A 20,130-nucleotide genomic window follows, 5' to 3' on the forward strand; every position below is an offset into this window, starting at 1 on the left:
CGATAAAAGTTGGCGCCATAAAAGCAACTGCCCATTCCAATAGACTTCATTTTGAAATGCGCTTATGCCCTGGAATTTATAGGAGAAACGGCGCGCAAAACCGCAGCATACTAAATGTACGTGAGGATTTAAGCACCGGTTCGACAAGCAAATTACCAGCAGAAGTAGCATTTCAAGAGAAGTCTACAGTAGTGGATCATACCCACTACTACCCCAAGGACCGCAACGGAGCAGCCTACGCAAAGTAAGCAAGACGCCCTTTCGAATGCCATACTTGGCAAAAGCTGCTCTTGCATAATGCGAACAACTGGGTTGAAAACGACATACAGGAGGGAGTAAAGGGGCCATGCAATGCTGATAAATGCCAATCGCAAAGCAACAAAAACGCCTAAAGAATTGGACGTACGTGTTCATAACATTAGTCAAAAAAGGATTTTTGTTACACTTTTTGTTTCTCGTCGTACGTTTTGGCATAGCTGCGCCATACAGTTGAATGGATACTTATTTGCTTTTTCTGCACAAAATGCATAAACTTACTGATCTGTTCTATGCTAATATAGACAGATGTTATAGATAGTGCAGCATGCTAAAGCGAGAGGCAACTGGTATGCCTTATGCTTTAATAGTCATCTGCATGCATTCTATAAAAGTTGTTTGAATCCTTAATTAAATTTAAATTTAATATAATAAATAAATATGATATATACAAATTCAGCACTTATTCGTTCAATTATTGCGGGATCTTTCTTATTTAGTACTGTAGCATGCGGCAATAGCGGTGCAAACGGTATAAAGGTGTTTGAAAATGAAAAAGACAGAAAAAAATTCGTAGAAGAAGGATTAAAAAAAGCAGACGAAGTAATAGAAAAACTAAAAAAAATAGACAAAGAGAGGAGCCAAAAGTAGCAAAATAGATTTGTCTTTTTTATTAAAAAGTTATAGACTCTGTTCAAACCAGTAGCACAAAAGTATTCTCATCTTGCTTATTATCCTAATTAAGGGTCAAGATAAAAATCAAGCGCCTTGGAAAAATTTGCGTTTACAGTAGCTTTTTTCAAGGCACATTTTTTCGTAAGCGCAAAGAGACAAAAAGCGCTTTATGAATGGGTAGCACACCCAAAACACCTTAATGTGTATCCGATTTGGCTTTCTGGCAATGCGATCCCAAAAAAAGAAAAAAACCACTACCCAGCAGTGTGAATAAAAGTAAAGACCTTTTTACCCTCTTTCACAAACTCATTATGCCGCCTTATAGCATACCCAGTCTCTAGAATGCGAAAATCTTTAATTTCACCCTTTTTCTTTTTAGCCTTTAAAGGATTGTCTAGTGATTCACTAACCCCTAGCTTACCGTCTATTCCTATAGAAATAATCAATATAGCGTCTTGAGCATTGATAGGATCTATAGCCAACCATTCTTCTAAAAAGGGCAACGGCAGACCAGCTTTCTTACCTTTATCTTCATCATAATAATGCTTGTACTTCATGCCTTCTTTGATCGTTTTAGAAAACTTTTCCTCCGTTATACTGCCATAAAAATTAGGCGTTAAGACCACGTTAATGGTTTCTGAGTCCGTTTGTACAATGTTTCCTGTAACATTTGCACCAAAACCATTTGGATTAAAACATTTTTGACGATCCGTAACATGAAAACGCAAAGCCTTTAAACCACATTTGGTAATGATGCACTTACCTTTATCCAACTTATTCTCTAACTCATTCAACACATGCCATTCGGGATGAGGAGTTATATGTTTGACTTTATCAGAAGGGCAAGATCCAGCCCAGAATAGAGACAATGGAAGCATAGCAATGAAAAGCTTTTTCAAAGAAGAGAACCAATATAGAAAATAACGCATGCGCAAAAATGAAATAGAGCCATCCAGTATATAGCACCAACCCCAGTGCTTTTTCAAAGCTAAAAAAAATAAGCCAAATACAAAAATGATTAGAAACAACCACTACCAAACAGATTAGACAAAGCTATTGTATAATACAATTGAATGATTTGGATGATTACGCATATAATAGATAAACATTTATCTAACAGCAAAACAAAATCCCTGGTTTTTTAGAAAAAAAGACGTAATATTGTGGAGTATTGTTCTTTTTATCGCCAAAGACTTTCCTATAGCGATAGGTTTTCTTAAAGGGGCCCATAGCTCAGTCGGTTAGAGCATCTGACTCATAATCAGCAGGTCCCAGGTTCAAGTCCTGGTGGGCCCACGTCATTTGCTTTATTGGAACAGTAGCTTATTGTAAGGCCTCGCTTGGGTCTTTTTTTTGTATGTATATATTGTAAGCCCTGAATAGCAGTCTCCTCTTAAATTGTGTTTTCCGATAGCCATAAGCATGCGCCCATTGCCATTTACGACAGTGGTATAGGTGGTTTAGCCATTACTAAGGTAATCAAAACACTGTTGCCACAAGAATCGATCCATTACATCGGAGATACTAAAAACCTGCCTTATGGTGAAAAGACATCAATCGACTTGTGTGGTTACATCACACAAGTCGTAAGTTTTTGCTTAAGCAAAGGCTATAAGCTGCTCGTGATTGCTTGTAATACGGCCACTGCTGCGGCAGATGGGTTTTTATCCGCTTATCTTAAGCAGATAGGAGCAGAAATAGGCGTCATCAATGTCATTGACCCCATAACCACCTATATCCATTCCACCAACCGCTATAAGCAGATCGCCCTTATAGGCACAAAGTATACGGTGGAATCTAGCATCTATGCAACACGATTGCGCAAAACTGACCTAACGCTTACCTCTTTAGCCACTCCCCTATTGGTCCCTATGGTAGAAGCTTGTTTCAATGGCAGCAAAATAGATCACCTTTTATTAGGTTATTATTTAAATCAAATCGAAAATTTAGATGCGCTGATCCCAGCTTGTACCCATTATATATTTTTAAAAAAAGCATTAAAAAATTTCTTAAAGGCCCGCTACGCAAAAGAGATTGAGGTGATAGATGCAGCAAAGCTTACCGCATTAGCCGTCAAACAGTTTCTAACTGCACATAATCTTTTAAACAACACACAAAAAAAACTGCCTGATTGTTTTATGGGAACTACAATGACCCCATCCTTTACAAATGCCACTAAAAAGCTATTTGGTCAAATCCCTATAGCCATTAATCTAGCGGCCTATACTAAAGATCTTAAATTAATTTATTCATAGTATGATAGCGTTTGTATTTGGTTTGATTTGATTTAATTTAATTTTGTATTATTCGCTTATCCTCAAAGGATATTTAACAGCTTTTAACAACGCCATAATCAAATGTTTCCGTTTAATACTATTGCTATTTATCTAACTATTTTACTTTCTATTATTGGTTGTGAGTGTCGTAGACTATCTGAAATGCCTTTGATACATGAAAAGTCAGATTCCGGTCCGCCACTCATCGTCTTGTTTCATGGATTGGGTTCGGATGCCGCTTGTTTTAGTATGCTGAAACAGAGACTTGAGCGAAGTTTCCCTGATGTTGATGTAATTGCTTTATCCAGTGTAAAGGAGAACAATAATACGTTCCTTCTTTCCATAAAAGAGCAAGCCAGCCAGTGCTTTCAGGACCTTTTAAAAGAGACAGATAACTTAAGAAACAGACCCACCCTATTAATAGGTCATAGCCAAGGTGGTCTTCGTGCTTATAAAATGCTTGACCTATACAGGAACGAGTTAAATATAAAAGGCATCATTACCCTAGCAACACCATGGGAAGGCGCACCTGCCCTTAATCTAAATGATGCATGGGTTTCAGGACTTTTGGAACATCCTGAATTCATAGAGGAAATGAAAGCCTTTTCTCGTGCCCTTGGTAAACATGATGATACTTATCTTGAAAATAAAATTAAATCAACCTTAGAATCATTCAAATCTGGAGATGGCACGCCTGGATTTGATGATTTAAAACCAGAAAGCGAGTTCTTAGCAAGGGTTAAAGCAGCCCTTTCTAGTGAAAGCATTCCTATACTAGCCATAGGCGGTGCACAAAGTGACTTTAGGGTTTTCCTAAGTAAGAAAAGAAATAATAACTTTAAACTATTGCGTAATATATGGACCCAATTCATAATGGCCAACACTGATCACCTCAAAAATGATGAAAACAAACGCCATGATATGGTTGTTCCGTTGTACAGCCAGCTTGCATCGAATTGCGTCTCTGAACAAAATAAAAATTTCGAAAGATACACTATTGACGATGCCATTCATGACGAAATTTTAGAGTTACCCTATAATAAAAAGTCTAGAAACATACTCGCGCATCCTGATATGTTCAAAACGGTTGAAGAATTTGCTAAAAAGGTATTAGGCAAATGCCAACCAAACAATTCCGTAGATGCTGCTTAATCATAATAACAGCAGCCATAGCACTAGAGTGCTCCCCAAGCCTTACGCACAAATTGCACCAGCGTACGAATATGTTCCCTGCTAAAATCAAAGCCAACACCAGCGGTTTCATAAACGGTACGCATAGATGTTGTATGGCCTAATTTTAATGCATTTAAGTAATGATTCAATGCTTGTTTAGGGTTTTCTTGGGCATTTTTCCATACCCCAATCGCACCAAGCTGTGCAATTGCATACTCAATGTAATAGAAAGGTACTTCAAAAAGATGGAGTTGCTTTTGCCACAAATGGCACTTGACTTCCTCATAGCCGGTCCAATCGGTTATGCCATCTGAAAAGTTATTAAAAATACGGTTCCAATTTTCTGCCCTTTCTGTTAAAGTATGGTTAGGATTTTCATACACCCAATGTTGAAAAGCATCAATCGTAGCCATCCAGGGCAAGCAACTGACTACATGAATCAAATGATCTTTTTGGGCACGATGCAGCGCTTCTGGATCGGTAAAGAAAACATCCCAATGCGGCATGGTGAGCAATTCCATAGACATGGAAGCCAACTCTGCAATCTCTGATGGACAATGTTTAAAAGCATTGAGGGTCAACCTATGTACTAAGAAAGCATGCACCGCATGGCCCCCTTCATGAAACATGGTAAGCAGATCACCTACCGTAGAAGCTGCATTCATAAAAATAAAAGGTACCCCGGTCTCATCCAACGGATAGTTATACCCACCAGGCGCTTTTCCCTTGCGAGAGGCTAAGTCCAAATGGCCCATCTCTTCCATGGTACGCAAACAATCGGCTAAAAAAGGATCTAACCGCTCAAATACCGTAATGGTTTTAGCAACCAGCTCTGCTACATCCTTAAAAGGACGCAATGGCTTTCTGCCCTCTATATCTACTGCATGGTCAAATGGTTGCAAAATGGACAAGCCCAGCTTTTTTTTTCGCTCCTCTGCTAATTCATTGAGCAACGGTACGATTTCTTCCTTAATGGCTGTATGGAAGGTAAAACAATCCTCTGAGGTGTAATCAAAGCGATTCATGGATACAAAAGCATAATCTCTAAAATTCTTGAAACCAGCATTTAACGCCACCTGATGGCGTTGCTGAATCAGCTTTGAGTAGAGTGTATTCAGTGCATCTTTATCTTGCAACCTACGTTGTTGTACCTTATCATATACCTCCTTTCGAAAAACCCTATCGGTAGATTCTAAATGGGCTGCAGCTTGTTGCAAGGTGCAGGCCTTCCCAGCTATCTCTACCATCATCGCAGCTGAAATTACACCAAACTGACTTGTGTTTAATTGAATTTCCGTTTGAATGGGTATATTTTCTTCTTTATAGCAACGCAATTGATTTTCAATCTTGCGAAAAAAGATATCATACTGCGCTTCTTTACGCAATACATTAACCTCTTTTACCCCTAAAACTTTTTGATGCAATTGATCTGTAACAGCTGCTACATGAGGCGCTATAGCCGTAATATAATATTCATAACGGCTTTTAGCTGCCAAATCAGTAGTATCGCAAGATGTATGAATATAACACCATCCAGCATGCTCCTCTAACACCCCCTCTAGTTCACTCCAATCGGCTAAAAACTGCTTTAGCGCTTCCAATGAAGCAATCACTCTAGCCAGTAAATCATTATAAAAAGGCTCAATCGAAGCCCAATCTGTTAGCGCATAATCTACTGGTAAAAAAGTACGAACATATTTTTGAATCATATTATATTTTTTATTATTGGAATAATTATGAATAATAGGCAACCTATTTTGCTTGCTTATTATTTAATAGCACACTATCTTTTATACTTAATTTTTTACTAAAAATAGTAACATCAGCTAATTTAACCATATCTATTGATCAAAACCGTCTTAATAAGTAATTAATAATTTAAATGATTTTAATATGTTGTACAGTATCCTTCTAATGTTTATCCTTTCGTGTAGTAAGTTAATAGGTTTTATACATCATAATGATAACAATTATAATCTTAGGATAAGAGACCAAAAAGAACAAAAAGATATTAAGCACACTACAAAACAAGGTTATGTTACATCCGAAGATTATTGGGATGATTATGTTGAAGAAGGGCAACCAACCTATTCATTACACAATGCAACGTCTAAGAATGAAATCCTGAGGGTTCAGATCATGCTCAATCAAGACTACCTAGAAGTACAATGTAAAAATATAGATCAATCCGATATGAGGGTTAACACAAAAGACGACCAAGGTTATCTTCCTATACATTGGGCAGTAAGCAAAAAATTCTCAAATAAAAGGGGGCGGTATGCCCAGACAAATTTAAAGATATTAGAACTATTGTTACCCTATCCTAGCAGTTACCAAGGAGATAAGGAGGGCATGACTATCCTGCACTACGCAGTAAAAAACCAGCTCCCAGAATCTGTAAAACAGATATTGAAGCATTTTAGAAAACAACTTCCAAGTTTCATCAATCAAAAAGATAAAAACGGGTTTACTGCGCTACATTATGCAGTGGATAAGGATACAGATAAAAATAAAAATTATACAGAAGCACACCTTAAAATATTGCATACATTGCTACAAGATGCTGGTATTGATATCATGGAAACAGATAACGATGGGCAGAGTGCCCTCCATTGGGCAGTAGCAAATAATAATCTAGAGGCTGTAAAAGCGCTCTACGAATATGCTAAATCAAAATTCCCATTATCCTATAAAGATTTCATAAACATGAAAACTTTTATAAACCCAAAAACCAATATAGGGGGATGTCCTGCTATATACTGGACAACAAGTCCAGAATGCCCACCAGAAGATGCGCAAGCTTCTAGAGCAATAAGTTTAGAAATATTCAAGTTATTATTGCCTGAATGGGAAATGAACAACACAGACAACCAAGGGCAGACGCTTGCCCATTGGATCGCTAGGCGAAGTCGTAATGATATGCTTAAGGAGCTCATTAAGCGTAATAAAAATTTTGATCCTAATATGCAGGATAACCAGGGTTATACCATTTTGCGTACCACAATAGCGGCAATACATGATATCGAAACCAACATACCAGGTAAACTTGAAAGCCAAAAAAACTACAAAAATGCACTTCTTCAACAATGCTATTGCATAATTACTCAGATATCAAACTTACAATCACCTAGAATAGATAAGGATACAAAAAATAGGCATGAGGCGGAACCTATTGCAATAGACAACCTTAATCAGCTAGTAGTACAAAAAAGCCAACTAGAGAACCAAATACCACAACCAGGCAACAAACGGCCTAGTAAAGCAGCAAAAAAACGCAATGAAGACCTCCCTTTGCCCCCTAAGAAAAGATATACAGGCAAGAAGTTTACCTAAAGCATTTGAATAATCCTTTCGTTACCCTATATTTGTAAGTATTTTAAAGCATATAGAAAAATGGCAAGAGTTTGTGATATAACGGGAAAAAGACCCATTGTAGGGAATAATGTATCCCATGCAAATAACAAAACCAAAAGATGGTTTTACCCAAATTTGCAAAAGAAACGTTTTTATATTCCGGAAGAGGGTATTTGGATTCCATTGAAGGTTTCTACTTCTATTATCCGTACCATCAATAAAAAAGGAATTCATATGGTATTAAAAGAGGCCAAGCAGAAGGGGACTTTGTCTAAGAAATACCACTGGTTGGTTTAAATGACAATCACGCACAACCTCATAAAAAGGAGTAAAGTAAAATGGCAAAGAAAAAAGGTGGTAGGGTTCAAGTAATCTTAGAATGTACAGAGCACAAAAGCAGTGGAGTAGCAGGTATGTCGCGATACTGTACAGAAAAAAACAGAACGACTACTACTGCACGAATGGAATTAAAAAAGTATAATCCTATACTCAAGCGACATACCCTTCATAAGGAAATTAAATAATCATTATATATTATGGCAAAGAAAGTAGTAGCCACCCTTTCTAAAGGTGATGCGGTTAAGCTAACCAAATTGATTCAAGTAAAAAAATCAGCAAAAACAGGGGCTTATACCTTCCGTAGTAGAATTGTGCCCTCTGAAGTAGTAAAAGAGATTATATCTAGTAAGGCATAATACTTGCACTACTCACTTTGCTGGGCTTATTATAAAGCCCGCCTTTTCTAGGTATATTGTAGCATAAGCTAGTAGAACAGCCTATAGCTTTGTATAGGTAAGGAAATAAGTTATTTGCTATGGGTATTTTTGATTTTTTTTCTAAGCCAACAAAGCCTAAAACGCATTTAGTAGAAGAACTTTCTAAGACGCGTCAGTCTTTTTGGGGTAAACTCTCTAAAATTATCGCAGGTAAGTCTACCGTTGATAGCGATATATTGGATAGGTTGGAGGAACTGCTCATTGGTTCAGATGTGGGTGTATCTACTACGCTTAAGATTATAGGTGCTATAGAACAACGTGTAGCGCGAGACAAATACCTTACCACAGATGAACTGGATCAGATTTTACAATCTGAGGCGGAGCAACTTTTACACATCGCACCTATACCAAATCAAGAGGTGGTTACACCACCCATCCATCCACATACCATACTGGTAGTAGGCGTAAATGGTGTAGGAAAAACGACTACTATTGGGAAACTGGCGGCGCAATTTATAGCACAAGGGAAAAAAGTTACGCTAGGTGCGGCAGATACCTTTCGTGCGGCAGCGGTAGAGCAGCTTACCATTTGGGGCAATCGTGTAGGCGCAGAAGTAGTAGCCGGAAAGATGCAATCAGATCCTTCTTCTGTTGCACACGAAGCGGTACAACAGAGCATACGCAATCAAACAGATGTAGTTATTATAGACACAGCGGGCCGATTACATACCAAAGTACATTTGATCAATGAGCTCGCTAAAATTAAACGAACCATCCAAAAGTGTCTCCCTGGTGCTCCACAAGAGGTATTATTGGTGCTGGATGGCACCAATGGTCAGAATGCTTTTCTACAAGCAGAAGCTTTTACAGCTGCTGTAGCGGTAACCGGAATCGTGGTAACCAAACTAGATGGAACCTCTAAAGGAGGCATGGTACTGGGTATAGCCGATCAATTTTCCATTCCCATTCAATATATCGGTGTGGGTGAAAAAGTAGAAGACTTAAGGCCTTTTGACCCCCATGCATTTATTGCTTCTTTATTTCAGAAATGGTGATGCAAGATCAACATCCACGCTATAACCCAATCAGACTAAATAGACTCCTGTACGCATCCTAAAGTATTATACTGAGCCCATATTTCCTCTTTCAGACATATTAAAATAGCAACATGCGCTATGCCCCTAAAATTTTATAATATCTTTATATAAACTATTAAGTTCATAACAAGATTGACCTAGATGAGTAAAAAAGGACGTGTATTGGTAGCAATGAGTGGTGGCATAGATAGTTCTGTAGCTGCTGTAATGTTGCACGAGCAAGGATATGAAGTAGTAGGCATCACCATGAAGACATGGAGCTATGCCAATAGTGGTGGCAAGAAAAAAGAGACGGGATGCTGTAGCTTAGATGCGATCAATGATGCAAGACATGTAGCCGTTGAGTTGGGATTCCCTCATATTGTAGTCGATATAAGAGAAGCATTTGGCGGCCATGTCATTGACCATTTTAAAGCTGAATACCTAGCGGGTAGAACACCCAATCCATGTGTATTGTGCAATACCCATATTAAATGGGATGCCCTTTTACAGCGTGCTAATAAGTTGGGTTGTGATTATCTAGCAACCGGTCATTATGCGAAAGTACGAGAAGCGGAGGGGCGTTATATTATATCGAAGGGGTTAGATGCTAAAAAAGACCAATCCTATGCTCTATGGGGGGTTTCTCAAGAAAGCCTTAGGAGAACCTTACTGCCGCTCGGTGGATTTACCAAATCTTTTATTCGTGCATTTGCTGCTGAACGTGGATTTACAGATTTGGTTGCTAAATCTGAGTCATACGAAATATGTTTCATTCCCGACAATGATTACCGTGGATTCTTAAAGCGACAAGTCCCTGGATTGGAAGAAAAGGTTAAAGGAGGGGCGTTTGTATTAGAAGATGGCACCGTAGTAGGCCACCATGAAGGCTACCCCTTTTATACCATTGGCCAGCGAAAGGGGCTAAACATAGCCTTGGGCTATCCAGTATATGTAACCGCTATAGAGCAGGAAACCAATCGCGTAGTATTGGGTACATTTGATCAGTTGCGCCGAGATGGTATGTATGTACACCAACTCAATTTATCCAAATATGTAGATCTAAAGGAAAAAAAGTTAGATACGCTTACTAAGGTTAGGTATAACGACCCAGGCACCCCCGCTGTTATTGAACAAGTAGGCGATCAAATGCATGTATTTTTTGGTACAGGTGTACATGCCATTACGCCAGGCCAAGCCGCTGTTTTTTATGAAGAGGAAGATGTAATAGGAGGAGGATGGATTGTCTCTGCTTTTCAAAAAAAAAGTAAATAATAGTATGTGTTCATCCAATGGCGTCAACTTAAGGTGTATTAGTCAAGATTTAATCTTGACTAATACACTAAATCCCATATTTGGTTATTCAACTTTTTTTAATGCCTGCCTATTCTCTTTAGCCTTTTGCATTTGACTATATCGTTCAGCTTCAGATGCGCGTATCACACGCCAATAGGAAGCAGCCGCAGCATGCTTACTAGATTCAGATTCTAAAACCACCGTCCACAATTTATAATCTATTGCAAAATCTGAATGGGTTAGGGGGCCACGCCATGAACTTGATACTACTAAGCCATTACCCTCTTGACCTTTTTTTAAATTACACAACCACTCAGCATACTGTATATATTTGTAATCTTGAGCAGCGCCTAGATTTTCATCTTCTCCATTGCATACAATGCATATATTACTTAACTGCTCCTGACTCAACCCAGTCTCTTCCAATACAATTGGAATGCAATCAGGATATGCTATAGAAGCAAAAATAACGACCTTATAGTTTTTCTGTAAACAATCAGTAATCAACTCCTTAAAACCTTCAGGATCATAAAGCCTATCCCTCTTTATTTCCGCTAATAGTTCCCTATCTATACACTCCGTATCTAGTGTACCCTGAGGTTTCAAAACAATACGCTTATAGACACGCGTTACTCGCTCATCAGGAAATATGGTAAAATAGTCATTGCTAGAATATTTAACCTGACCTTTTGGAAAATAGGGTTCTAGACCAAGCCTTCCTTCTTTAAATAAAGAATAAAACTCAATACAAAGTATGTTTACAGATTCTTGCTTTTCTTGGCCAACTTCTTCTACACCTCTTAGACCATGTGCACATTTTACCAAACCATTACCATATAAGCCAGGACGCAACATCGTGCATTGCATAAGCTGAATGATACATACCAAACCAAAGACAAACCCTTTTATATATATATGCTTTACCCATAACCATTGCGTTCGAAGATAAAAACAGGTAGACGCACCCTATAACTATAATAGGAGTTATGAAATAAATTATATAAAAGCAACATAAAAACCTTGTAATAAACAATATTTTTATGTATCGTGCTTTTTGGTTGTTAATACAATTAACTTGCCTTAATATTTTGCATGTATAATCTATTATTTGTATGATGCAAGTAAAAGTGACTGATAAAGCTAACGCAGCTAGAGACTTGCAAGTCAAAATATTGAATAATGGGTATACCCAATTAAAACGATTATTTAATATCTAGCAAACTATAAATAACATTTTACTAGAGTAAAGAAATGGTTCGACAACTTAAAATTAAGCACACCTGATGCTGTTGATTACTCATACTACCGCAACTGGTTAACTTTATTCTTCATTGTTTACCCATTCCCTTCTCATCCCACCGTACGTTCAGTTTTCCCGAATACGGCGGCCCGACAGTCTTCTTCATAAACCTTACGCAAGTCTCTCAGGATACTTGATCATGCCACTATCAATGTAAAACATGCCCATTGTGTAGAGTTTGCTATTGGGATATCTTTTCCACCCAAAACCTCGGCCTTTGCTTCTATGGGTCAAGTATCTGCGAAATCGGTTATTGATAAAGCTCTGCAATTTCCGAAAAGCTTCACTGGCATTCGTATGTTTAAAATAGTTTACCCATCCTAATACTACTGGTTTGATTTGCTCCGTGAATGCCACCGGTTTGATTGGTGCTCTCCTACAAGTCAAATATTTTAATCTGTTACGAATATTTTGCTGGGATCGTTTTGATGGAGACACATAGATGGTATTTCTTCCACTTATTCGACTTTGTCTTTTTACAAAGTTAAAACCTATGAAGTTAAACCCTTCTGTTAGTTTCGTTATATGTGTCTTTTGGTGGTTAATAGTGAGCGATAATCTCTTGGCTAATTCTGTGAATCTTTCCAGCGCTAACTTGGCACTCTTGCGGACATACTAGAATTACATCATCACAATATCTGTGTAAGGTTGCGTTTAGTTTTTCTGGATAGCTCCTTGAATGCCATACTTGGTCTATAACATTTAGGTATATATTACTATACAATGGTGAAACCGGAGAACCCTGAGGAACACCAACTTTCTTCTTGCTTATAGCTTTACCGTGTATAACCACTGAGGTCGTGAGAGTTTGCTTGATTATATGCAACATACTGCCATCTGCTATTCTTTTACTAATCAGTTTTAATAACTTTTCGTGTGGAATACTTGTGAAGTATGATTAAAAATCTATCTCAACTACTCCCCATGCCTGCTGGTATAGATCGTCATGGATGGCCATACTTGCTTGTTTGGCGCCTCGTTTCGGTCTATAGCCGTATGAACATTCATGAAAATCAGCTTCGAAGATCGGTTCAATGACTATTTTAATGGCTGTCAGCACTATGCGGTCTTCTATGGTCGTTATCTCTAGGGGGCGTGTGCCGCCTTTGGGTTTAGGTATTTCTACCAACCTGCTTGAGCTAAACTTATATAGCTTGGCGCATAATTGCTTTTGCAATTTATTGATAATCAATTCTTCACCTGCTTCTATTATATCATTTATGCTTTTACCATCAATCCCTGCTGAACCCTGGTTCGACTTGACTTGACGCCATGCCTCCCAAAGTACATCTGATCGATATATTTTATCGTATAGACTATAAAATCTGACTTCCTTACTTTGCTTGGATTTAAGATATAGAGTTCTTTGGAGTTGCCGAACTTTTTGTGTTCCGTTCATAGCGTTTTTGCAATCAGACATTCTCAACTCTTTTAAACTCGTTAACTGAAGTAGGGTCCCTTCCCTCTTGACTGGTTTCTCAATCAATACTAACGGTACTATAAACCCCGCGGACTTCTGATATGACCCCTATTGACTTCGCTTTACTTATACAATAAAGTTTCCAGTGGCCTACTGGATTCATATCAGATCTCCCGACCTACGATGTGATACATTCATAGCGTGCAACCCCTATCACCCCGGCACTTGTAAGATGGATATGATCTATTTTTTTTTCCATCCTACTATCAGCCTTCCTGCTCTGACTAGGCAGTCGGCAAGTGCTCTTTAATTATTAACGAGGCTAATTTGGGTTCACTTTTGTTGCAGCCCGCTATTTTGCAGATTATTAAAGGTAACTTAGGCCTGTAAGTCGCCTCACAAACCCAACCTCCTGCTAGACTCCCGAAATAGACAAATTAGAGTCTGGGGACTTTCACCCCATTTGTTTCACACCTGTACCGGCGTGCAATCAGATAAATAAATTTATATAGCAGGTTGCTAAAATATTATATATCTGCTTAGAATTTAAGCTCCTATTTTGCAAGGTTTTGATACAAAACAATTCAAAAAGTTGTTATTTTTTAGCATAAATTTAACGGGTTTTTAATGTTTTTATGCTGATTAACAAATGAATAAATAATACTTCAGGGTCGACTACCTATGGATGACGTTGCGATTTAGCTTTAAAAATTAGATTTATAATACTTGAAATTAAGTCCTTCAAAAAACACCTAGTATTTCTTTATAACTCACATTCCGCACCAGAAAATATTTACTTATTTAATTATTTTCTGATGATTTATAATGTTTTATACAAATGATGATTTTTACAAGAAATGGTATATTTTCTCATTTTTAGCTATGACTGAAAATTTTTGCATTGAAAATCAGTCATCTGAAAATTAATTATAAATTAAGCGATTTTTATATTACACTCATAATCAGCATCAAGTTTGGTGCGGAATGTGAGTTATAAGTACTTAATCTACAGAATTTCAAAGAAAAACAATGTAATGTATATTAGTTTTTCTTGGCAAGAGCCTATAGTTTATACAACTAGCTTTAGACTAAATTTTTTAATAAAAATACTATTTAATATTTCCTTACTACCCCCCTCTATTTTATAATAACCATATAATCAATTTAAAAAAATAAAATAAGTAGTTTATTGCTTAATAATATACATACATATATGCGTATATAAATACGTATGTATGTATATATATAAACATTTTTTATATTCGTTTTAAGTAAGGGATAACTCTCAAACTAATATTAGATGCCATTTCACAAAAAACTTAACACAAAATGAAGGAACGAGAGGATCAACATAATGCAACTGCTACTGATAAAAGCACTGAGACACGAAAAATACCAGCAGTGTTGCCAACCAATATGATAGAGGAGATTCAAGATTATTGTTATTGGAAAAATATGACTCAAGATGAATTTTTTTATCAAGCTGTATACATTTTCCTTGAAAATAAGGAAGGTATAGACCAAACGAGAGAAAACATAGAATCAAAAATATAGATTCATCTCATTATGACATCTTTTAATATACCCCTTTTAATGGTAGTGATCTTTTTGTTATTGACACTAGCTGTGGGATTTTATTTTAGTAAAAAAACAACCACCTTCCGAGAATATGCGGTAGGAAATAAACGGTTTGCTACAGCTACGTTAGTAGCTACAATGTTGGCTACTAATTTTGGTGGAGGAGGGTTGGTGCGTGAGGTAGAGAAGATCCATGATATCGGCCTTGAGCCTGTAAATTATTTTGTGTAAGTGCCGTTTTTTAGGAGAATCTTCCCTCAAATTCGATAGCGAATCGATTCAGAGCCGCTCTCCAATCATGTAAAGACATAGTCCACTTTTGTGATGCCTTCTGTATGGCTAAATATACTACTTTTAATGCAGATTGGTCATTAGGAAAAATTTTACGGTTATTGATAGATTTTCTAATAACGCTATTGAGTGATTCAATGGCATTGGTCGTATAAATAATTTTTCGTATTTCATCAGGATAGTCAAAAATAGTTATAATGTTGCTCCAATTTTTATGCCATGAACGACTAATAGCTGGATATTTTTTATCCCATTTTTCACTAAAAATAAGAAGTGCTTCTTCCGCTTGCTCAAGAGAAATAGCGCGATAAATAACTTTAAGATCCGATGCGACGGACTTCATGTCCTTATAGGGTACATAACGTAACGAATTACGAATAAGATGAACAATGCATAACTGAATTTTGGTTTTTGGAAATACTGTATTAATAGCATCTGGAAATCCGGTTAATCCATCAACACAAGCAATAAAAATATCCTTAATGCCACGATTATTTAACTCAGTTAATACTGAGAGCCAAAATTTTGCACCTTCGGTTTCTGCTATCCACAAACCAAGTAATTCTTTTTGCCCTTGACAATTAATGGCTAATGCCAAATAAATTGATTTGTTGATTACGCGTTTATCTTGATGACACTTGATAACGATACAATCTAAATACAATATGGGATATACTGTTTCTAATGGACGATTCTGCCAAACAGTAATCTCCTCAATAACAGATTCAGTTACTTTCGAAATTAAACTGTGTGATACCTCTGTACCATACAGCTCTTTGAATGTATCTGAAATATCTCTGGTAGTCATCCCTCTAGCATAAAGAGCCAAAATTTGTTCATCAAATTCAGTGAAGCGAGTTTGCCCTTTGCGAATGATTTGAGGATCGAACGTGCTGTTTCGGTCACGTGGCGTATTAATTTCCATTTCGCCAAAATCACCCTTTAATCGCTTAGGAGAGTAACCATTACGGCTATTTCCCGTGTTCCTGCCTTCTATAGCATGCTTTTCATAGCCAAGATGATCCTCTAATTCTGCATCCATAGCACGTTCTACCGTGATTTTTAATAGTTGCTTGCTGAGAATAGCTAAATCTTTTTCACTCTTAATAGACTTCGACAATTCATTTAGTAGATTTGGATCTATATTTATTTGTTGTTGTTCCATTGCTTATGACTCATTTATAACTAACGATTTAATCCGTTAGATTAGTTAATAATAAGCATTTACACAATTTTATTTACAAACTCTCGGCCTTTATTGGATAATATTTCTAATTTTCGATAGCAGTTTTTGCATTTGGATTATTAGTCGATTAGCGGTACGTATGAGGCCATTTATGAAACACCTCTCTATGGCAGAGACCATAGGGTATGTATATGGTACGTATCCAAGGATTATTACTGCTATATCCAATATTTGTCGATCTATTGTTAGTCTTTCCATCCAAATTGTTGTAATATCTAAAACAATTAGTATCTGTGTAGGGCCAGTTGACTCCGTAGCAATTACAATTCTCGCCACCTTAATTCTTATTGTTTATTCTGCTTTTGGGGGTATTCGTTCGGTTACCTTTACAGATGTATTGCAGTTTCTAACCTTTTCCATGATTATTCCTCTTTTAGCTTGGTTTATTTTTATAAAAACAGAGATCCCCATATCAGAAGTTATTTCTTTTTTACAAAGACAGGAAAAATTTCAGTTTAGAACCGTATTGCATTTTGATACTAAGCTAGCAGCTATGGTTTCACTGGTTTTATCTGGTATAGTGTATTATATAAAACCTACAACTATCCAGAGATTATATATGGCTTCAGACCCACTTCAGGCCCAAAAAGTTTTCTCATATGGTAGTATTTTCAGTCTGCTTATAGAGGGCTGTATTATTCTAGTGGGTCTGTTTGTTTTTGTTGGAACACCTGATTTACCAAAAGAAAAGATTTGGCCCTATATAATGCATAATATCCCCCCTACTTTTAAAGGTTTTTTTTCCATTAGTTTACTAGCCATGTCCATGTCTACAGCTGATTCGTATTTAAATTCTTGTGCTGTTATGGTTAGTCACGATATTGTGGGAAGTGTCCGATGGATAAAAAAACTCCTTATGTCTATCAAATACGGGTAGCTAGGCTGACTACTATAGTAATTGGTCTGTGTGCTATGTGTGTAGCTTTTTCGTGCAGGGATTTATTGAAATTAATGTTTCTAGCTATTGACTTTTCAATACCCGTAGTAACTGCTCCTTTTATATTATCGGTTTTTGGTTTTCGAGGCACTTCTCGTACAGCCTTAATTGGTATGGCTACAGGTACACTAGCCATTTTAGTTTGGAGCAAATGGGTTGAACCACTTGATCCAGAAATAGGTATAGATGGTGCTTTTCCTTGTATGTTAGCCAATGGATTAGCCATGATGGCGGCCCATTATCTTCTAAAACAGCCAAAAAGTACAGGTTGGGTTAAGCCAGATAGCATATTTACACAGATTCAACAAGAAAATGCCCGCAAGCGCGCGGAACGAAGAGAAACAATTAAAAATGCTTGGGTAAATAGAAAAGTTATATTGGCTAATCTGGTACCCAGCCATACTACGATTGTATATATAGGATGCTATACTACCGTCACTAGCTTGCTAGCTTATTTTATAATGCATATTACACATCATGGTTCTTGGCTTATACTTCAACTCTTTGTATCTACTTGTTGGTTAGGCTATCCATTTATCTATGATATCTCAAAAAAGATAAGATCCATTCCAGCTTGGTATATTGGCTTATGTTGGTTAATAGGCCTAACGCTTTATCTGCCTTTAAATTTACTTTGGCATTCGTGGAATTCTGGAAATTCCATCTTTACCACATCATTATTTTTGGCCCATTGCGCCGTAATCTTATGGGTATTGCCACTCTATCTAGGCATAGCAGGTTTAACGGTTACTTTATTAGTGGTTATTTATCCGATTTCTACTGGGTTACCCTATCCAGTATTATGCTCATTATGCCCGATATTTATAGTGATTCTGTTGCTATTTACCATTATTATCTGCTTGAAAAGCAAGCTAGATAATTCTATGAAGCAAGTGATCTATCTGAAAGATCAAGAAGGGATTAGAGAATCCCAGCAACTCAAAGCATCCCTCTATGACGCGGCTCTGATTCCTTGCACTGGTGCTGCTCCCTCTAAAGGGTATGGTTTTATTTTAAACCAAATAGTACGCAAAGTTGAAGAATCTATCTCCTTTTTAGACAACCATACTCCCCTTTTTAAGGAAGATATTCAAAGTATTATTAATAAATTTTATGACTGGATCATCTATTTTAACAGAAGAGAAAAAGCTAAGGATCACGCACTACTACAACCTGATAAAATTACTTTAGAAAAGTTGATACGTAAGGTAGAGGTTTCTTTATCCCAAGAAGTAGCTACTCCACCTAGGCTGTTGGTAGAAACTATAAACCTTCCTAATAGAGAACCATGCCCCGACATAGTATGCGATATCCATCAAGTAGTCTATTCATTGGTTAAGTCTATTTTACGAATTGGTAAGCTAGAGGGCCCAAATGTACCTATTATTAGAATACAATTGTATGCCACTTCTTTGCAATTTAAGCGGGCTGATCCTATTGATAGCAGCCATGCTGCCTTTATAGATTTTCAAGCTACTGCTTTAGTAATTAGCCAGGCTACTATTGATTCTGATACACTTCCTAAGGTAAAGGAGGTCTATAATGATACAATAGATACTACGGATGCTCAAGATAAGAAAAAGGTACTACCATCCATAGATCTTGAGCAAGATACTATATCCACTATAGTGAGTGCCCATTATGGTTATTTGGAAGTTTCTATTGACAGTAAGCCCCCTACTATGTTACTGGTATTTCCTAGCGATGTCACAGATATTCTAGATAATATGACTGTCGAACTGCCTCTAGATTGTTTAACCTCAGAAGGACTTATCACTCCTAAAGAGCAAGCTAGTTCTATGATGGCATTAATGAAGTTCCATGATTATATTTGTAAAGCGTCTCATGAAGAGGATCCTATTGATGTAAAAATCATTTCAGGGTTGCTTTTACTGTTAAGGCAGCATTTTAGATTTAAACGGCATGCCTCTGGTCAATTGTTTTATGTGCGTGCGGTAGGAATTACGGAATTAGTGGTAGAATGGGTTTTTCACTCTCCTAAAGTGATTTATGCTTCTTTGCTCTATGAATTGGTTCGCTATACTTGTTTGCCTATTTCTTACATTAAAGAACATTATAATTTAGGTGTTTATTCCTTTGTGTTAAATATAGTAGGTATAGATAAACGCCAAGACTTAGATCATTCTTCTTTGCTCTATGTGCAGAATCGATTGAAAGAGGCAATTAGGGAAGATCACGTACAACTTTCGGTTCTCTTTATTAAACTAGCCGAACGACTCTATGACCTACGCCACGCAGCAGGATATATTCATTTACAAGAGGTAGTGCATATGGTTAAAGAAACGTTAGCCATAGATGTTAGGTTAGCAAACGAATATTTAGGCCCAGAAATAGGACCGCTATTAGAAAAAGCCGCTAAACAAGCGCTAAAGGTTTGTAAAGGTAAAGAAAATAGTACAAGAAAAGATCAAGGTAGTTAATACATTTTTCCTAAAAATTTGCTTAAATTATACACTTGTTCGACCAATATTGTCAATGTAAGCAATCATCATTTCAAAGACCATCAACTTTGCTAC

Annotated in this window: 21 protein-coding genes and 1 tRNA gene; 14 read left to right on the forward strand and 8 right to left on the reverse strand. The window is 37.0% G+C overall.

Annotated elements, in window-relative coordinates; all coding sequences use genetic code 11:
- Positions 1 to 183: 183 nt before the first annotated feature.
- Entirely contained in the window at positions 184 to 414 is a 231-nt protein-coding gene (yidD, locus tag ACOALF_RS00055; RefSeq protein ID WP_419241432.1) for a membrane protein insertion efficiency factor YidD, read from the reverse strand.
- A gap of 282 nt (positions 415 to 696) precedes the next feature.
- Here yidD and ACOALF_RS00060 point away from each other — a divergent pair, with 282 nt between their 5' ends.
- Positions 697 to 906: a hypothetical protein gene (locus tag ACOALF_RS00060; RefSeq protein WP_419241433.1), complete on the forward strand. Its 210-nt coding sequence runs from the start codon at positions 697 to 699 to the stop codon at positions 904 to 906.
- 278 nt (positions 907 to 1,184) lie between these two features.
- On the opposite strand, the gene ACOALF_RS00065 is transcribed toward ACOALF_RS00060, so the two are convergent.
- On the reverse strand, positions 1,185 to 1,916 hold the full coding sequence (locus ACOALF_RS00065; protein WP_419241434.1) for a hypothetical protein: 732 nt from the start codon (positions 1,914 to 1,916) through the stop codon (positions 1,185 to 1,187).
- 236 nt (positions 1,917 to 2,152) lie between these two features.
- On the opposite strand from ACOALF_RS00065, the gene ACOALF_RS00070 reads away from it, so the two are divergent.
- The 3 genes from ACOALF_RS00070 (at position 2,153) to ACOALF_RS00080 (ending at position 4,358) form a co-directional block, all read left to right on the forward strand.
- Positions 2,153 to 2,226, forward strand: a tRNA-Ile gene (locus ACOALF_RS00070).
- Positions 2,227 to 2,330: 104 nt separating this feature from the next.
- Complete coding sequence (murI, locus tag ACOALF_RS00075) at positions 2,331 to 3,185, forward strand: glutamate racemase (protein ID WP_419241435.1); 855 nt, start codon at positions 2,331 to 2,333, stop codon at positions 3,183 to 3,185.
- A 102-nt stretch (positions 3,186 to 3,287) separates the two neighbouring features.
- Positions 3,288 to 4,358: a lipase/acyltransferase domain-containing protein gene (locus ACOALF_RS00080; protein ID WP_419241436.1), complete on the forward strand. Its 1,071-nt coding sequence runs from the start codon at positions 3,288 to 3,290 to the stop codon at positions 4,356 to 4,358.
- A 23-nt stretch (positions 4,359 to 4,381) separates the two neighbouring features.
- Here ACOALF_RS00080 and ACOALF_RS00085 read toward each other — a convergent pair whose 3' ends face one another.
- Positions 4,382 to 6,088, reverse strand: coding sequence for a M3 family oligoendopeptidase (locus tag ACOALF_RS00085; RefSeq protein WP_419241437.1), 1,707 nt, complete (start codon positions 6,086 to 6,088; stop codon positions 4,382 to 4,384).
- 184 nt (positions 6,089 to 6,272) lie between these two features.
- On the opposite strand from ACOALF_RS00085, the gene ACOALF_RS00090 reads away from it, so the two are divergent.
- From ACOALF_RS00090 to mnmA, 6 genes are all read left to right on the forward strand, one after another.
- On the forward strand, positions 6,273 to 7,712 hold the full coding sequence (locus tag ACOALF_RS00090; protein WP_419241438.1) for an ankyrin repeat domain-containing protein: 1,440 nt from the start codon (positions 6,273 to 6,275) through the stop codon (positions 7,710 to 7,712).
- 60 nt (positions 7,713 to 7,772) lie between these two features.
- The gene (rpmB, locus tag ACOALF_RS00095; RefSeq protein ID WP_419241439.1) at positions 7,773 to 8,030 is read left to right on the forward strand and encodes a 50S ribosomal protein L28; all 258 of its coding nucleotides are present in this window, start codon (positions 7,773 to 7,775) and stop codon (positions 8,028 to 8,030) included.
- 41 nt (positions 8,031 to 8,071) lie between these two features.
- The gene (gene rpmG / locus ACOALF_RS00100) at positions 8,072 to 8,257 is read left to right on the forward strand and encodes a 50S ribosomal protein L33 (RefSeq protein ID WP_419241440.1); all 186 of its coding nucleotides are present in this window, start codon (positions 8,072 to 8,074) and stop codon (positions 8,255 to 8,257) included.
- A 12-nt stretch (positions 8,258 to 8,269) separates the two neighbouring features.
- The gene (locus ACOALF_RS00105; RefSeq protein WP_419241441.1) at positions 8,270 to 8,428 is read left to right on the forward strand and encodes a DUF4295 family protein; all 159 of its coding nucleotides are present in this window, start codon (positions 8,270 to 8,272) and stop codon (positions 8,426 to 8,428) included.
- 119 nt (positions 8,429 to 8,547) lie between these two features.
- Entirely contained in the window at positions 8,548 to 9,504 is a 957-nt protein-coding gene (ftsY, locus tag ACOALF_RS00110) for a signal recognition particle-docking protein FtsY (protein WP_419241442.1), read from the forward strand.
- A gap of 183 nt (positions 9,505 to 9,687) precedes the next feature.
- Positions 9,688 to 10,800 carry a tRNA 2-thiouridine(34) synthase MnmA gene (gene mnmA, locus ACOALF_RS00115; protein WP_419241443.1) on the forward strand — a complete coding sequence of 371 codons (1,113 nt, stop codon included), beginning with the start codon at positions 9,688 to 9,690 and terminating at the stop codon, positions 10,798 to 10,800.
- A gap of 84 nt (positions 10,801 to 10,884) precedes the next feature.
- Here the strand turns inward: mnmA and ACOALF_RS00120 are convergent, their stop codons facing one another.
- The 4 genes from ACOALF_RS00120 to ACOALF_RS00135 all read right to left on the reverse strand — a co-directional run bounded on the left by ACOALF_RS00120 (position 10,885) and on the right by ACOALF_RS00135 (position 13,520).
- Positions 10,885 to 11,709 (reverse strand): hypothetical protein, encoded by an 825-nt coding sequence (locus ACOALF_RS00120; RefSeq protein WP_419241444.1) that lies wholly within the window; start codon positions 11,707 to 11,709, stop codon positions 10,885 to 10,887.
- A 523-nt stretch (positions 11,710 to 12,232) separates the two neighbouring features.
- Positions 12,233 to 12,478 (reverse strand): group II intron maturase-specific domain-containing protein, encoded by a 246-nt coding sequence (locus ACOALF_RS00125; protein WP_419241445.1) that lies wholly within the window; start codon positions 12,476 to 12,478, stop codon positions 12,233 to 12,235.
- A 184-nt stretch (positions 12,479 to 12,662) separates the two neighbouring features.
- Positions 12,663 to 13,004, reverse strand: coding sequence for a reverse transcriptase domain-containing protein (locus tag ACOALF_RS00130; protein ID WP_419241922.1), 342 nt, complete (start codon positions 13,002 to 13,004; stop codon positions 12,663 to 12,665).
- Positions 13,005 to 13,019: 15 nt separating this feature from the next.
- Positions 13,020 to 13,520: a hypothetical protein gene (locus ACOALF_RS00135; RefSeq protein ID WP_419241446.1), complete on the reverse strand. Its 501-nt coding sequence runs from the start codon at positions 13,518 to 13,520 to the stop codon at positions 13,020 to 13,022.
- A 1,350-nt stretch (positions 13,521 to 14,870) separates the two neighbouring features.
- Here ACOALF_RS00135 and ACOALF_RS00140 point away from each other — a divergent pair.
- On the forward strand, positions 14,871 to 15,095 hold the full coding sequence (locus ACOALF_RS00140) for a hypothetical protein (RefSeq protein ID WP_419241447.1): 225 nt from the start codon (positions 14,871 to 14,873) through the stop codon (positions 15,093 to 15,095).
- A gap of 12 nt (positions 15,096 to 15,107) precedes the next feature.
- Positions 15,108 to 15,350, forward strand: a complete 243-nt coding sequence (locus ACOALF_RS00145; RefSeq protein WP_419241448.1) for a hypothetical protein — start codon at positions 15,108 to 15,110, stop codon at positions 15,348 to 15,350.
- Between the two features lie 10 nt (positions 15,351 to 15,360).
- Here the strand turns inward: ACOALF_RS00145 and ACOALF_RS00150 are convergent, their stop codons facing one another.
- On the reverse strand, positions 15,361 to 16,575 hold the full coding sequence (locus tag ACOALF_RS00150) for an IS256 family transposase (protein ID WP_419241131.1): 1,215 nt from the start codon (positions 16,573 to 16,575) through the stop codon (positions 15,361 to 15,363).
- A gap of 160 nt (positions 16,576 to 16,735) precedes the next feature.
- Here ACOALF_RS00150 and ACOALF_RS00155 point away from each other — a divergent pair, with 160 nt between their 5' ends.
- Both ACOALF_RS00155 and ACOALF_RS00160 read left to right on the forward strand, forming a co-directional pair.
- Entirely contained in the window at positions 16,736 to 17,533 is a 798-nt protein-coding gene (locus ACOALF_RS00155; protein ID WP_419241449.1) for a sodium:solute symporter family protein, read from the forward strand.
- Complete coding sequence (locus ACOALF_RS00160) at positions 17,494 to 20,034, forward strand: hypothetical protein (RefSeq protein ID WP_419241450.1); 2,541 nt, start codon at positions 17,494 to 17,496, stop codon at positions 20,032 to 20,034. The genes ACOALF_RS00155 and ACOALF_RS00160 overlap by 40 nt, the downstream gene beginning before the upstream one ends.
- Positions 20,035 to 20,130: the final 96 nt, after the last annotated feature.

Origin of the sequence: Cardinium endosymbiont of Nabis limbatus (genome assembly GCF_965196625.1) — a bacterium.
Taxonomy (GTDB): Bacteria; Bacteroidota; Bacteroidia; order Cytophagales; family Amoebophilaceae; genus Cardinium.

Bases quoted from the DNA above. Each gene is read 5' to 3' on its own strand.
- ACOALF_RS00160 (WP_419241450.1), top strand. From the start codon at position 17,494: ATGGATAAAAAAACTCCTTATGTCTATCAAATACGGGTAGCTAGGCTG.
- ACOALF_RS00080 (WP_419241436.1), top strand. From the start codon at position 3,288: ATGTTTCCGTTTAATACTATTGCTATTTATCTAACTATTTTACTTTCT.
- ACOALF_RS00135 (WP_419241446.1), bottom strand. From the start codon at position 13,520: ATGAACGGAACACAAAAAGTTCGGCAACTCCAAAGAACTCTATATCTT.
- ACOALF_RS00145 (WP_419241448.1), top strand. From the start codon at position 15,108: ATGACATCTTTTAATATACCCCTTTTAATGGTAGTGATCTTTTTGTTA.
- mnmA (WP_419241443.1), top strand. From the start codon at position 9,688: ATGAGTAAAAAAGGACGTGTATTGGTAGCAATGAGTGGTGGCATAGAT.
- ACOALF_RS00085 (WP_419241437.1), bottom strand. From the start codon at position 6,088: ATGATTCAAAAATATGTTCGTACTTTTTTACCAGTAGATTATGCGCTA.
- rpmG (WP_419241440.1), top strand. From the start codon at position 8,072: ATGGCAAAGAAAAAAGGTGGTAGGGTTCAAGTAATCTTAGAATGTACA.
- ACOALF_RS00150 (WP_419241131.1), bottom strand. From the start codon at position 16,575: ATGGAACAACAACAAATAAATATAGATCCAAATCTACTAAATGAATTG.
- ACOALF_RS00060 (WP_419241433.1), top strand. From the start codon at position 697: ATGATATATACAAATTCAGCACTTATTCGTTCAATTATTGCGGGATCT.
- ftsY (WP_419241442.1), top strand. From the start codon at position 8,548: ATGGGTATTTTTGATTTTTTTTCTAAGCCAACAAAGCCTAAAACGCAT.
- ACOALF_RS00155 (WP_419241449.1), top strand. From the start codon at position 16,736: ATGAGGCCATTTATGAAACACCTCTCTATGGCAGAGACCATAGGGTAT.
- ACOALF_RS00105 (WP_419241441.1), top strand. From the start codon at position 8,270: ATGGCAAAGAAAGTAGTAGCCACCCTTTCTAAAGGTGATGCGGTTAAG.
- ACOALF_RS00140 (WP_419241447.1), top strand. From the start codon at position 14,871: ATGAAGGAACGAGAGGATCAACATAATGCAACTGCTACTGATAAAAGC.
- yidD (WP_419241432.1), bottom strand. From the start codon at position 414: ATGAACACGTACGTCCAATTCTTTAGGCGTTTTTGTTGCTTTGCGATT.
- rpmB (WP_419241439.1), top strand. From the start codon at position 7,773: ATGGCAAGAGTTTGTGATATAACGGGAAAAAGACCCATTGTAGGGAAT.
- ACOALF_RS00090 (WP_419241438.1), top strand. From the start codon at position 6,273: ATGTTGTACAGTATCCTTCTAATGTTTATCCTTTCGTGTAGTAAGTTA.